The organism is Actinomadura sp. NPDC047616, assembly GCF_040642915.1.
GTDB lineage: Bacteria > Actinomycetota > Actinomycetes > Streptosporangiales > Streptosporangiaceae > Spirillospora > Spirillospora miaoliensis.
In genome coordinates, this window is sequence record NZ_JBEYTB010000025.1 from 64,642 (window position 1) to 78,061 (window position 13,420).

The following is a 13,420-nucleotide window of genomic DNA, read 5'->3' on the forward strand; positions in this document are numbered from 1 at the left end:
GCTAGGGGCGGCCGAACACCTGGTCGGGCGGGACGGGCGCGGTGACGTGCTCCCCGTCCTCGATGGGACGGGCCCCGGCGGCGAAACCGGCCAGGTCGTCGCCGGTCATCAGCCGCGCCCGGACGGCGCCGCCCGCGGCGCGCCGGGTCAGGCCGTCGACCGGCAGCGGCCGCTGGGACGCCGCGACTACCAGGTTGCCGAACCGGCGTCCCCGCAGCACCCCCGGCTCGCCCAGCAGCAGCACGTGCCGGAACACCGACCGCACCGTGGCCACCACCCGCCGGGCGTAGGCCAGGCGGAACCCGTCGGCCACGTTCATCAGCAGCACGCCGCCGGGCCGCAGCACCCGCGCCGCGTCCCCGGTGAACTCGCGGGTCGCCAGCTCGACCGGCATGGACGCCTCGGCGAACGCGTCCACCACCAGCAGGTCGTCGGCGTCGTCGGCCAGCGCCGCCGTCCCCGCGCGGCCGTCCACGACCCGGATCTTCAGCCCGGGGACGTTCTTGACCGGCAGCCGTTCGCGCACCAGCCGCACCAGCGGCCCGTCCGGCTCGAACACCACCTGGCGCGACCCGGGACGGGTGGCCGCCAGGTACCGGGGCAGCGTGCACGCGGCGCCGCCGATGTGCACCGCGTCCAGGGCCTGCCCCTCCATGGCCATCAGGTCGACCACGTCGCCCATCAGCCGCATGTACTCGAAGTCCAGGTAGGTGGGGTCGGTCAGGTCGACGTACGACTGGGGCACGCCGCCGATCAGCAGCATCCAGCCGCCGTCGCGGTCGGCGTCGCGCAGCAGTTCCGCCTCGCCCCCGGCCACCTTGAACACGCCGGACTTCGGCCCCGCCCCGCCCCTTGGTCTGCGCCCCATGGGCCCACTCTACGGACCGCCGCCGGTCACCTGGACGTCACCGGCGAACGGCACCATGACGCCCATGAAACGCATGATCGTCGCGGCGGCGGTGTCGGTGGGCTCCGTCGTCGCGTTCGTCCCCCCGGCGGCCGCCGCCGCCCCGGCCGGCACGCCGGCCGCCGCGCTGCCGCTCGGCCCGGCCGGGCTGCATGAGGAACGTTCCACCGAGCGGCTGGCGCCGGGCGTCGTCCTCACCTCCATCGTGCGCGGCCGCAAGTCCGACGCCGACGCCTGGACGCTGCACGTGCGGCTGCCGGTGTCGGGCGACCCGGGGCCGCGCCCCGACCCCGCCAAGGCCACCGCCGTCATCGCGCCGAAGCAGACCGCCGAGGGCGTGGCCCGCCAGCTCACCGAGGCCGGATTCCAGCCGCGCGTGGAGGCCGTGCACGGACCGGCGTTCGCCGACGTGCGGGCGGGCCTGGTCGGCTACACCGTGCGCGTCGGCCGGTACGCCACCGAGGCCGAGGCGCAGAAGGCCCTGCCCGCGCTGACCGCCGCCGGCTTCCGCGCCGGGACGTCGTACACCGCGCAGGACGGCGGCGCCACCACCGGGCCGTGGCGGGTGCACGTCCTGACGATCGACCCGCGCCGGTTCCGCGGCCGCGTGGCGGCGTCGCTCAGCGCGCCGCTCACCTCGCTGAACAAGGTGTCCGAGCTGGTGCGCGCCGGCGGCGCGATCGCGGGCGTCAACGGCACCTACTTCACGCCGCAGGGCAAGGGCGGCCCGGCGGGGCTGTACGCGCTGAACGGGCAGGTGCTCAGCGAGGCCGACAACGGCCGCACCGCCATGATCCTGCCGGAGGACGGCAGGAACGTACGGTTCGCCGGCATGTCGTCGCGGTTCACCGTCCGGGCCGAGGGCGGGGCGCGCCGCGAGCTGGACGGCCTCAACCGCGTCCCCGGCGAGGTGAACAACTGCGGCGGCGTGGGCGGCGACCAGCCCACCGAACGGCCGCAGCACGACGTCACCTGCACCGACCCGGACGAGCTGGTGGCGTTCACGGCGCGGTACGGCGCGACCGGCCCGTCCGGCGCGGGCGCCGAGGCCGTGCTCGACCGCCACGGGCGGGTCACCGAGCTGCGTGAGACGCGCGGCGCCGCCATCCCGGCGGACGGCCGCACCGTCCAGGCCGTCGGCACGGCCGCCGACTGGCTGCGCGCACACGCCCGCCCCGGGACGCGCCTGTCGTTCACCGAGCGGATCCTGGCCGACGGCCGCCCGGTGGCCCTGAACCCGCGCACCTCGATCCTGGGCGCGGGCCCGCGTCTGGTGCGCGACGGCAGGGTCTGGGTGAACGCCTACGGCGACGGCCTCGTGCACACCGGCGACGACGAGTCGTTCTACTACAACTGGGTGCTGCGCCGTAACCCGCGCACGATGGCCGGGGTGGACGCGCAGGGACGCCTGCTGCTGGTGGCGGCGGACGGCCGCGCCGCGGGCCACAGCGAGGGCCTGTCGGTCGACGAGGCCGCCAGGGTGATGAAGGCGCTCGGCGCCGTCCAGGCGATGAACCTGGACGGCGGCGGCTCCACGACGATGGCCCGGGCGGGCGGCGCGCTCGTCAACCGGCCGTCCGACGCCGCGGGCGAACGCGGCGTCGGCGACGGCATCCTGCTGCTACCCCGCTGATCCGTCGACCGGCCCGGCCGAGGCGGCCGACTCGGCCGCCCCGCCTTCGGCCGCCTCCGCCGCCCCGTCTTTGGCGGCCTCCGCCGCCCGGTCTTCGGCCGCCTCCGCGGCCCCCTCTTTGGCCGCCTCCGCGGCCCCGTCTTTGGCCGCCTCCGCGGCGAAGTGACAGGCGCTGGGGTGCGCCGAACCGTCCCGCACCTCCAGTGCGGGCTCGCGCTCGGCGCACACCTCGGCGGCCTTCCAGCAGCGTGTGCGGAACCGGCAGCCCGACGGCGGGTCGATCGGCGACGGCGGCTCGCCCTCCAGCGCGACGCCCCCGGCCCAGCCGCCGGGCGCCTCGGGGTCCGGGACGGGCACGGCCGACAGCAGCGCCTGCGTGTAGGGGTGGGTGGGATGCTCGTAGATCCGCGCCTCGTCGCCCGTCTCGACGATCTTGCCGAGGTACATGACCGCGATCCGGTCGGAGATGTGCCGGACGGCGGCCAGGTCGTGCGCGATGAACACGTACGCCAGGCCCAGCTCGCGTTGCAGCTCGGCGAGCAGGTTCATCACCTGCGCCTGCACCGACACGTCCAGCGCCGACACCGGCTCGTCGCACACGATGACGTCCGGCCGCAGCGCCAGCGCGCGGGCGATGCCGATGCGCTGGCGCTGCCCGCCGGAGAACTGGTGCGGGTAGCGGTTGACGTGCCCGGGATCGAGGCCGACGAGTTCCAGCAGCTCCTGGACCCGCGCCCGCCGCTCCCCCTTGGGCGCCGCCTCCGGATGGATCTCGAACGGCTCCCCCACGATGTCGCCGACGGTCATGCGGGGGTTGAGGGACGAGTACGGGTCCTGCAGCACCATCTGGACGCGGCGGCGCAGCGCCCGCAGCTCGCGGCGCGGCAGCGCGAACACGTCGCGTCCGTCGAACCGCACCGTCCCGGCCGTGGGACGCTCGGCCGCCAGCAGCAGCTTGGCCAGCGTCGACTTGCCGCACCCCGACTCCCCGACGACGCCGAGCGTCTCGCCGCGCCGCAGTTCGAGGTCGACGCCGTCGACCGCCTTCACCCGCCCCACGGTGCGCTTGAACACCACGCCCTGCGTGACGGGGTAGTGCTTGACCAGCCCCTCCACCTGGAGGATCGGAGCCGTGTCCCGGCGGGGGGACGACCCCCCGCGACCCCCCGACGCGTCGTTGTCACTGCCGGGCACCGTGCACCTCCTCGGCGAAGTGGCAGGCGGCGGTGTGCCCCGGCGCGCCGACCTCCACCACGGGCGGACGCTCCGCCGCGCACACCGCCTCGGCGCGCGGGCAGCGCGGGTGGAACGGGCAGCCGGGCGGCAGCGCGGCCGGGTTCGGCGGCGCGCCCTTGATGGGGACGAGCGGCGCGCCCTTGCGGTCCAGCCGCGGCACCGACGCCAGCAGCCCCGCCGTGTACGGGTGGGCGGGCCGCGCGTACAGCTCTTTGGCCGTGGCCTGCTCGACCACCGACCCCGCGTACATCACCACGATCCGGTCGGCGACGCCCGCCACCACCCCCAGGTCGTGAGTGATGAGCACCATGCCCATGCGCAGCTCGTCCCGCAGTTCGGCCAGCAACCGCATGATCTGCGCCTGGACCGTCACGTCCAGCGCCGTGGTGGGCTCGTCGGCGATCAGCACGTCCGGCTCCAGCGCCAGCGCCATGGCGATCATGATGCGCTGGCGCATGCCGCCGGAGAACTGGTGCGGGTAGTCGCCCAGCCGGGTGCGGGCGGCCGGGATGCGCACCCGCTCCATCAGCTCCACCGCCCGCGCCCTGGCCTCGCGGCGCTTCATCCCCCGGTGCACCTGGAACATCTCCGACAGCTGGTCGCCGACGGTGAACACCGGGTTCAGCGCGGTCAGCGCGTCCTGGAAGATCATCGAGATGCGGGCGCCGCGGTAGGCGCGGCGGCGCCGCTCGGGCATGCCGAGCAGCTCCTCGCCGCGCAGCCGCACCGACCCGCCGGTGATCCGGGCGGGCGGGGTGTCCAGGATGCCCATGACGGCCTGCGCGGCCACGCTCTTGCCCGAGCCGGACTCGCCGAGGATCGCGACGGTCTCGCTCTCGCCGAGGGTGTACGACAGGCCGTTGACGGCCCGCACGGTCTGCCCGCGGACGGCGAACTCCACGCTCAGGTCCGTCACCTCGAGCAGCCCGGCCGCCTCCGCCGGCCCGGTCGGCTCCGCCGGTCCGGCGGCCTTCGCCGGTCCGGTCGTCTTCGGTACGTCGGTCACCTTGTCACCGCAGCCTGGGGTCGAGGGCGTCCCGGACGGCGTCGCCGAGCATCAGGAAGCTCAGCACGGTCGCCGACAGGAACACCGCGGGGAAGATCAGCAGATGCGGGTGGTCGACGAAGTAGGACTGCGCCTGGTTGAGCTGCAGGCCCCACGACACCTGCGGATACTGCAGGCCCACGCCGAGGAAGTCCAGCGTCGCCTCCCCCGCGATCACGTTGCCGACGTTGAGCGTGGCCACCACGATCACCGGGGCGATCGCGTTGGGCAGGATGTGGCGGCGCATGACGCGCAGGTCGGACGCGCCGAGCAGCCGCGCCGCCTGCACGTAGTCGGCGTCCCGCACCGCGATCACCTGCGCCCGCATGATGCGGATCATGGTGGTCCAGCCGAGCAGCACCAGCACCAGCGTCATCGCGCCGATGCCGTGCCCGGGGAAGGCCACCAGGATCACCGTGGCGCCCAGCACGAACGGCAGCCCGAAGAACACGTCGGTGATCCGGGCGATGAGGGCGTCCAGCGCGCCGCCGTAGTAGCCCGCCAGCATCCCGAACACCACGGCGATGACCAGCGCGAACAACGTCACCGCCACGCCGATCAGCAGGGTGGGGCGGGCGCCGTGGACGACGTGGGCGTAGTAGTCGCAGCCCGACACGTCGGTGCCGAACAGGTGCCCGTCGCCCGGCGGCAGCTTGGAGGCGTTGGGGTCGCAGTTCTCGTTCTTGCCGCGGTCGGTGAACAGCCCCGGCGCCACCGCCATGACGCCCACCAGCAGCAGGATCGCCGCCGACGCCCAGAACAGCCAGCGGCGCCGCAGGTCGTGCCAGGCGTCCTGCCACAGCGACGCCCCCGAGACCAGGCCGCCGGCCTGCGCGGCGACGGCCGCCGTGGTGCCGGGGACGACCGCGCCCACGTCCGGCGCGTCGAGCGCATCCGGCTCCGGCAGCACGTCGTCCGCGTCTGCGATCTTGTCAGTCATAGCGGATCCTCGGGTCGAGCAGCCCGTACAGCAGGTCCACCAGCAGGTTGACGGCCAGGAAGATCAGCACCAGCAGGGTGACCGCGCCGACGACCACCGGCCCCTCCTTGAGCTGGATCGACTCGAAGACCTGCTGCCCGATGCCGGGCAGGTTGAAGATGCCCTCGGTGACGATGGCGCCGCCCATCAGCGAGCCGAAGTCGACGCCGAGATAGGTCACCACGGGGATCAGCGAGTTGCGCAGCGTGTGCCGGCCGACGACGCGCGCCTTGGTCAGCCCCTTGGCGTGGGCGGTGCGCACGTAGTCGGCGCGCAGGTTCTCGGCCAGGCTGGTGCGGGTCAGCCGCGCCACGTACGACAGGCCCAGCGACCCGAGCACCAGCCCCGGCAGCAGGTAGCTCATCGGCCACCCGTCGTCCGCCCCGGCCGTGGGGAACAGCCCCAGGTTCAGGCCGAGGACGAGCTGCGCGGTGTAGCCGAGGACGAACACCGGCACGGCGATGACGAGGGTGGTGCCGCCCAGCACGAGCGTGTCGGCCAGCCGCCCGCGCCGCAGCCCGGCCCACACCCCGAGCGCGATCCCGATGACCAGCTCGAACAGCCACGCGGTGAGGGCGAGCTGTGCGGTGACCGTCCAGCGGCCCGACAGCACGTCCGCGACGTTCTGCCCGTCGAAGGTCTCGCCGAGGTCGCCCCGGAACAGCCCGCCCAGGTACTTGACGTACTGCACCAGCAGCGGGTCGTTGAGGTTGTAGCGCTCCCGCAGCGCGTGCACCACCGACGGGGCCAGGGGCTTCTCCCCGGCCAGCGCCTGGATCGGGTCGCCGGGCAGGGCGAACACCATGGCGTAGATCAGGAACGTGGTGCCCAGGAAGACCGGGATCGCCTGCAGCACCCGCCGCGCGACATAGCGCCACATGCCCGGCTACTTCACCGTCACTTCGTGGGTGACCAGGCCCATGGCGTAGGGGGTGATGGTGACGTTGTCCACCTTGTCGGACTTGCCGCCGAAGCCCTGCCAGATCCACAGCGGAACCATCGGGGCCTCGCGCAGCGCCACGTCCTCGGCCTGGTTGTAGAGGGCGATCGCCTCCTGCTCGGTCGGGGCGGCGTTGCCCTTGGCGATCAGGTCGTCGAACTCCTTGCTGGTCCAGCCCATGCGGTTCTTGGTGGAGTGGAACTGCGGCTCCAGGTAGTTCTGGGCGCTGGGGTAGTCGGCCTCCCAGTTCTGCCGGTACGGGCCCTTCTCCTCACGGGCGCGCAGCATCGACAGGTAGTCCGACACCGGGATCTTGCGGAACTGGATGTCCTGGATGCCGAGGTTCTGCTTGAGCTGGTTGGCGACGATCTGCATCCACTGCTCGTAGCTGGGCTGGGCGTTGGAGAAGTACAGCTCCAGCGTCCCGGAGAAGCCGCCCGCCTTGTCGAACAGCTGCTTGGCCTTGGCCGGATCGTAGGTGCACAGCTCGCCGCAGGCGCCCTTGCGGTGGCCCTTGATCAGCGGCGGCAGCATCGAGTCGGCGACGGTGTAGGTGCCGTTGTAGACGGCCTTGTTGATGCCGTTGCGGTCGATCGCCATGGAGATCGCGCGGCGCAGGTCGGGGTTGGCGAACCGCTTGTCGAACACCGGGAAGCCCAGGTAGTCGAACGTGCCGGTCTGGCGGGGCAGCACCCGCTCGCCCAGGATCCGCTGCGCCTCGGGCACCTTGGCCGCGGGGATCGACTGCATCACGTCGATGCGGCCCGCGCGCAGGTCGGTGTAGGCGGTGTCGGCGCTGGCGTAGCTCTTCCAGGTGACGCCCTTGTTGCGGGGCTTGCGCGGGCCGGTGTACCCGGGGAACACCTTGAGCTTGACCTGCCGGTTGCGCTCCCAGGAGCCGTCCATCATGTACGGGCCGTTGCCGATCGGCTTGTTGTCGAACGCCTTGATGTCGGCGAACGCGGCCTTGGGCAGCGGCGCGTACGCGGGGTGGGTCAGCAGCAGCTTGAACTGGCTGAACGGGGCGTCCAGGGTGACCTGCAGGGTCAGGTCGTCGACGACCTTGACGCCCGACAGCTTGTCGGCCTTGGGCTTGGCGTTCTCGTCCTCGGGGTTGAGGTCGGCGTACCCCTGGATCTGGGAGAAGTAGTCGTTGCCCTGGAAGCCGTTGGGGCCGTAGGCGGCGTGGTTCCAGGCGTCGGCGAAGCTCTGGGCGGTGACGGGCTCGTCGTTGTGGAACTTCTGCCCGGGACGCAGCTTGATCGTCCAGACCTTCTGGTCCTTGCTCTCGACCGACTGGGCGGCCTGCTCGACGACGTTGCCGTTCTTGTCGAGGCCGACCAGGTTCTCGAACAGCTCGTCCGTCACGTCCCAGGAGTAGGCGCTGGTGGTGTTGCCCGGGATGAGGTGGTCGGGTTCGGGGTGACCGGCGACGAACGTGCCGTCGCTCGATCCGCCGTCGCCTCCGCAGGCCGCGGTCCCGATGGCGAGCGTCATCAGCACCACGGTGAGCCCGGCCGCCCGCCGGGTCACCCCCTTGCGACTGGTCATGGTCCTCCCTCTGGCACCGCCCTCTGGCGCGGGCGCGGCACGGATGGTCCCGCCCGGGTCCGGCGCGTTGCAGGAAGCGTCATACCGCTGGGACGATTTCGGTACGCCGATGAACGATTCGTCACCGGATCGAAACATGGATCTCGGACCATTGGCATCGGTTGAGGTCAGCGCACGACGAAAACGAAGGAACCCTGCGAAAGGCGGTCCTCGATGACCCAGGCCCCGGCGCCCGCGCGCACGGCGGCGCAGGAGGTGGCCGAGCTGTGCGCCACCCTGATCCGCTTCGCCACGGTCAACCGCGGCGAGGGCGACGCGCACCCCGAACGGCCCGCCGCCGAGTACGTGGCCGGGCTGCTGGACGAGGTAGGCGCCGAGTCCGTCGTGGTGGAGTCGGAGCCGGGGCGGGCGAGCACGCTGGCCCGCGTCCCCGGCACCGACCCGTCGGCCCCGGCCTTCCTGATCCACGGGCACCTGGACGTGGTGCCCGCCGACGCGGCCGAGTGGACGGTGCACCCGTTCTCCGGCGAGGTGCGCGACGGCTGCGTGTGGGGGCGCGGCGCCGTCGACATGAAGGGCACGCTCGCCATGACGCTGGCGGTGGTGCGGCAGCGGCTGCGCGAGGGCCGCCGCACGCGCGGCGACCTGGTGCTGGCGTTCCTGGCCGACGAGGAGTGCACGGGCCGCCTCGGCTCGTACCACGTGGCGCGCGAGCACCGCGAGTTCTTCACCGGCGTCACCGAGGCGATCAGCGAGTCCGGCGGGTTCAGCGTCACGCCGCACGCGGCCGACGGGTCCCTGCCCGAAAAGCGCATCTACCCGATCGCCACCGGGGAGCGCGGCACGACGTGGATGCGGCTGACCGCGCGCGGCACGGCCGGGCACGGCTCCAAGCCCGCGCCCGACAACGCCGTCGCCGAGCTGTGCCACGCGGTGTCGCGGCTGGCCGCCCACGAGTGGCCGGTGCGGCTCACCCCGGGCGTGCGGGCGCTGCTGGACGGCCTGGCCGACGCGCTCGGCACCACCATCGACCACGACCGGCTGGACGAGGAGGCCCGGCGGCTCGGCCGGGTCGGCCGGCTGTTCGAGGGCACGATCCGCAACTCGCTGAACCCGACCCGGCTGGACGCCGGCTACAAGGTCAACGTCGTGCCGGGGATGGCGACCGCGCAGGTCGACGGCCGTTTCCTGCCCGGCACCAAGGAGGAGTTCCTGGCCACCGTGGACCGGCTGCTCGGCCCGGCGGTGACGCGCGAGTTCATCAACGAGGACGACGCGCCGTCCGCCGACCCGGCCGGGCCGACGTTCGCGGCGCTGGCCGGCGCGCTGCGGGCCGAGGACCCGGCCGCGCATCCGGTGCCGTACGTGATGTCGGGCGGGACCGACGCCAAGGCGTTCCACCGGATCGGCATCCGCACCTTCGGGTTCGCGCCGCTGCTGCTCGGCCCGGACCTGGACTACCAGGGCATGTTCCACGGCGTGGACGAGCGCGTCCCCGTGGAGGGCCTGCGGTTCGGCACCCGCGTCCTGGACCGCTTCCTCGACACCCGCTGAGGCGGGCGGACGCTAGTTGGGGCAGGGGCCGAGTCCGAGCCGGACGAGGAACTCCTCGAAGAAGCCGTCGACGCGGCGGTCGCCGCACGTGATCAGCAGGGCCGCGATCGGCTCGGCCGTGACAGAGCGGCCGGCGGCCACCGCCCAGCCCGCCGCGCGGGCGGCGGCCTCGCGGGCGCACGCCTCCTCGCGGAGCTCCCACCGGCCGGCGGCGGCCCCGTCCCGGCCCCGCCTGGGCGGGCACGCCTGCCAGTAGCCGTCCGAGCTGAACCCCTCGACCGACACGCAGTCGTCGTTGACGACCGAGGCCATGAGGGCGGGCGCGCGCGTCTCGGCCGACAGGTCCACCAGCAGCCGCACGGTGTCGGGGACGGCGACGCCCGAGCCGAGCGAGCAGACCTGCCAGTTGTCGGCGCGCGCCCGGTTCCCGGCGATCCCGCTGTGGTAGGGCCGCATCGTGTACAGCTCCGGCAGCGGACGGTCGTCCCGCCCCACCACGAGATAGCCCCAGAAGCCCATCGCCCCGCTCCCTCCGGCACCGACGTTCCCGATCAGTTGTCTTGATCAGCGTCAGGGGCCGTGGGGAATGTCACGCGGCGCCGCCGGAGCGGCCGCCGGCCCTCGCGCCGGACGCCCTGACGGCACCGCCGCGCGGGTAAGGGTGGGGTGTGGACTTCTCCAGTGCCGCGCACGAGCTGTACGGGGTGACGCCCGAGGAGTTCGTGGCCACGCGCAAGCGGCTCGTCGAACAGGCCCGGAGGGCGGGCGACGCGGCGCTCGCCAAGCGCGTCGGCGCCCTGCGGCGTCCCACGCTGCCCGCCTGGGCGGTCAACCTGCTGAGCCGTGCGGCGGGCGAGGAACTGGGGTGGCTGCTCGACGTCGGGGAGCAGATGCGCGAGGCGTGGGCGTCCGGCGGTCCCATCGGCGGGCTGGAGCAGCGGCGCGGTGAGCTGGTCACGCTGCTGGTGCGCACGGCGGGGCGGCTGGCGCGCGAGGCGGGCCATCCGCTGCGCGACGACGCCGTCCGCGAGGTCGAGGACACCCTGCAGGCGGCCACCGTGGACACCGACGTGGCCGAGGAGGTCCGGGAGGGGCGCCTGACCAGGCCGCGCAGCCACGCCGGTTTCGTCCCGGCCGGGTTCGCCCTCGCCCCGCCCCGGCCGCGCCCGCCGCAGCCGGCCAAGGCCCGCGGGAAGGCCGAGAATCGGCCCGAATCGCAGGCCGCCGAACGTCAGCGCGCCGGGCAGGCCGCCCGGGACAGGGCCCGCAGCGCACAGGAGGAACACGCACGGAAGGCCGCCGCGCGCGCCGAGCAGGCGGAGCGCGCCCTCGCCGAGCACGACGCCGAGGTGGTCGCCGCCAAGGAGCATCTGGCCGAGGCCGCCGCCGACGTCAGGCGGCTGCGGCGCGAGTTGGACAGGGCCGTCGAGCGCGAGGAGGCGGCGCGGCGCCGTCTCGACCGGGCCGAGGAGGCGCGCTCGCACGCCGCGCAGGCCGCCGCCCGGGCCCGCGGCGCCGCCGACGAGGCCGCCCGCCCCCGGTGACGCCGCGGCCGGCCCGCACCCCCGAATTCAGAACGCGATTCTGGCATGAGGTACCGTCACCCCTGGACATCGCGGCCGAGAACTGGAGGAACGCAGGTGGCGGTACCGGCCCTGGAGCAGCCCGCGGACTGGACCGAGCCGGGCGCGCACCCCGTCGCCCCGGGCGTCCACCGCATCCCCCTCCCGCTGCCCGTCGCGTCCCTGCACGCCGTCAACGTCTACGTGATCGAGGACCCGGGCGGGCTGGTCGTGGTGGACTCCGGCTGGGCGATGCCGGACACCCGCAGGACGCTGGAGGGGGCGCTGCGCCTGCTGGGGCACCGCCTCGACGACGTGGCGCAGTTCCTGGTCACCCACGCCCACTGGGACCACTACTCGCAGGCCCTGGCGCTGCGCGAGGAGTTCGGCACGCGGGTGCGCATCGGCCGCGGCGAACGGCACTCCCTCGAGGCGTTCGACGTGAGCAAGGGCCTGCATCCGCGTCAGGTGGAGCTGCTGCGCCGGTGCGGCGCGTTCCAGATCGCCGACGAGATCGCCGCGCTGGGCGTGCGGCCCGAGGAGCGCGACCTGCCGCACACGCTGCCCGACGCGTGGCTGGACGACGGCGAGCGCGTCGCGCTGACCCGCCGGGGCCTGGACGTGTTCGCCACGCCCGGCCACACCCGCGGGCACGTCGTGCTGCGCGACGCCGCGGCCGGGCTGCTGTTCGCCGGCGACCACGTGCTGCCGCACATCACCCCGTCGATCGGGCTGGAGACCGAGCCGGAGCCCAAGCCGCTGCGCAGCTACCTGGCGTCGCTGCGGCTCGTCCGCGACATGCCCGACACGCTGCTGCTGCCCGCGCACGGCCCGGTCGCGCCGAGCACCCGCACGCGCGTCGAGGAGCTGCTGCGCCACCACGAGGAACGGCTCGACGTCGCCGCCGGGCAGGTGCGCGCGGGACGGTCCACGGCGTTCGAGGTGGCGGCCGCCATGCCGTGGACGCGGCGGCGCCGCACGCTGGACGACCTGGACGTGTTCAGCCGCATGCTGGCCGTGCTGGAGATCGACGCGCATCTCGACGTGCTCGCCGACCAGGGCGTGCTCGACGTGTCCGAGGACGGCGGCGTGCGCCGCTACGCGGTCCGCCCCTGAGACCGCGCCGCCGCGGATCCGCGGGCGGCGCCCCGGGCGCGGAAAACGTGTTGACGGCCGAGGCGGCGAGCCGCGACGGTGTGGCGCCATGACGAACCCTCACAGCACCCTGCCCCTGGACGGCCGCGTGGCGATCGTGACGGGGGTGAGCCGCCGCCAGGGCATCGGGTTCGCCGTGGCGCGCGACCTGCTGGCGGCGGGCGCCCGCGTGCTGGCGCACTCGTGGGCGCCCGCGGACGCCGAGCAGCCCTGGGGCGCCGACCCCGCCGGGATCGACGGCGTGCTCTCCGAGCTCGGCGGCACCGGTCCGCACCTGGCGCACCTCGCCGCCGACCTCGCCGACCCGGCCGCGCCCGCGCGGGTCGTGGCCCACGCGGTCGACACGTTCGGCGCGGTGGACGTGCTGGTGGTCAACCACGCGCGCAGCTCCTACCAGACGCTGGCCGAGGTCACCGCCGACGAGCTGGACCTGAGCTGGGCGGTGAACACGCGCGCCGGCGTGCTGCTCACCCAGGCGTTCGCGGCCGCGCACGACGACGCGCGTCCCGGCGGCCGCGTGGTGCTGTTCACCTCCGGCCAGCACCTGGCGCCGATGAGCGGGGAGCTGCCGTACGCGATCAGCAAGGGCGCGATCCACCAGATGACGCTGAGCCTGTCGGACGCGCTGGCCGACCGGGGCATCACCGTCAACGCGGTGAACCCCGGCCCGGTGGACACCGGCTGGGCCGACGAGGAGCTGACGCGGCGGGTGGGCCGGGCGCTGCCCGCCGGGCGCTGGGGCCGGCCCGAGGACGTGGCGCGGCTGGTGCGCTGGCTGGTGTCCGACGACGCCGCGTGGATCACCGGGCAGGTGATCAACAGCGAGGGCGGCTTCCGCCGCTGGGTGATGTAAGGCGT

Annotated in this window: 12 protein-coding genes; 5 read left to right on the forward strand and 7 right to left on the reverse strand. The window is 74.1% G+C overall.

Annotated features, from left to right (window positions below):
- Nucleotide 1 precedes the first annotated feature (1 nt).
- Complete coding sequence (locus ABZ801_RS38855) at nt 2-868, reverse strand: fused MFS/spermidine synthase (protein WP_360708227.1); 867 nt, start codon at nt 866-868, stop codon at nt 2-4.
- Nucleotides 869-932: 64 nt separating this feature from the next.
- Between ABZ801_RS38855 and ABZ801_RS38860 the strand changes: the two genes are divergently transcribed.
- Entirely contained in the window at nt 933-2,540 is a 1,608-nt protein-coding gene (locus tag ABZ801_RS38860; protein WP_360708230.1) for a phosphodiester glycosidase family protein, read from the forward strand.
- On the opposite strand, the gene ABZ801_RS38865 is transcribed toward ABZ801_RS38860, so the two are convergent.
- The 5 genes from ABZ801_RS38865 to ABZ801_RS38885 all read right to left on the reverse strand — a co-directional run bounded on the left by ABZ801_RS38865 (nt 2,529) and on the right by ABZ801_RS38885 (nt 8,291).
- The gene (locus tag ABZ801_RS38865; RefSeq protein WP_360708364.1) at nt 2,529-3,647 is read right to left on the reverse strand and encodes a dipeptide ABC transporter ATP-binding protein; all 1,119 of its coding nucleotides are present in this window, start codon (nt 3,645-3,647) and stop codon (nt 2,529-2,531) included. The two genes, ABZ801_RS38860 and ABZ801_RS38865, sit on opposite strands and share 12 nt — an antisense overlap.
- 73 nt (nt 3,648-3,720) lie before the next feature.
- Nucleotides 3,721-4,782: an ABC transporter ATP-binding protein gene (locus tag ABZ801_RS38870; RefSeq protein WP_360708233.1), complete on the reverse strand. Its 1,062-nt coding sequence runs from the start codon at nt 4,780-4,782 to the stop codon at nt 3,721-3,723.
- Between the two features lie 4 nt (nt 4,783-4,786).
- Nucleotides 4,787-5,761 carry an ABC transporter permease gene (locus tag ABZ801_RS38875; RefSeq protein ID WP_344953566.1) on the reverse strand — a complete coding sequence of 325 codons (975 nt, stop codon included), beginning with the start codon at nt 5,759-5,761 and terminating at the stop codon, nt 4,787-4,789.
- Nucleotides 5,754-6,680 (reverse strand): ABC transporter permease, encoded by a 927-nt coding sequence (locus ABZ801_RS38880; protein ID WP_360708236.1) that lies wholly within the window; start codon nt 6,678-6,680, stop codon nt 5,754-5,756. The genes ABZ801_RS38875 and ABZ801_RS38880 overlap by 8 nt, the downstream gene beginning before the upstream one ends.
- 6 nt (nt 6,681-6,686) lie before the next feature.
- On the reverse strand, nt 6,687-8,291 hold the full coding sequence (locus ABZ801_RS38885) for an ABC transporter substrate-binding protein (protein ID WP_360708239.1): 1,605 nt from the start codon (nt 8,289-8,291) through the stop codon (nt 6,687-6,689).
- A gap of 213 nt (nt 8,292-8,504) precedes the next feature.
- Here ABZ801_RS38885 and ABZ801_RS38890 point away from each other — a divergent pair, with 213 nt between their 5' ends.
- On the forward strand, nt 8,505-9,845 hold the full coding sequence (locus ABZ801_RS38890) for a M20/M25/M40 family metallo-hydrolase (protein ID WP_360708241.1): 1,341 nt from the start codon (nt 8,505-8,507) through the stop codon (nt 9,843-9,845).
- Between the two features lie 12 nt (nt 9,846-9,857).
- On the opposite strand, the gene ABZ801_RS38895 is transcribed toward ABZ801_RS38890, so the two are convergent.
- Nucleotides 9,858-10,364, reverse strand: coding sequence for a hypothetical protein (locus ABZ801_RS38895; RefSeq protein WP_360708243.1), 507 nt, complete (start codon nt 10,362-10,364; stop codon nt 9,858-9,860).
- A 149-nt stretch (nt 10,365-10,513) separates the two neighbouring features.
- Here ABZ801_RS38895 and ABZ801_RS38900 point away from each other — a divergent pair, with 149 nt between their 5' ends.
- From ABZ801_RS38900 to ABZ801_RS38910, 3 genes are all read left to right on the forward strand, one after another.
- Nucleotides 10,514-11,389 carry a hypothetical protein gene (locus ABZ801_RS38900; RefSeq protein WP_360708246.1) on the forward strand — a complete coding sequence of 292 codons (876 nt, stop codon included), beginning with the start codon at nt 10,514-10,516 and terminating at the stop codon, nt 11,387-11,389.
- A 96-nt stretch (nt 11,390-11,485) separates the two neighbouring features.
- Nucleotides 11,486-12,523, forward strand: coding sequence for an MBL fold metallo-hydrolase (locus ABZ801_RS38905; RefSeq protein WP_360708249.1), 1,038 nt, complete (start codon nt 11,486-11,488; stop codon nt 12,521-12,523).
- Nucleotides 12,524-12,611: 88 nt separating this feature from the next.
- Complete coding sequence (locus ABZ801_RS38910; RefSeq protein WP_360708251.1) at nt 12,612-13,415, forward strand: SDR family oxidoreductase; 804 nt, start codon at nt 12,612-12,614, stop codon at nt 13,413-13,415.
- The last annotated feature ends 5 nt before the right edge of the window (nt 13,416-13,420 follow it).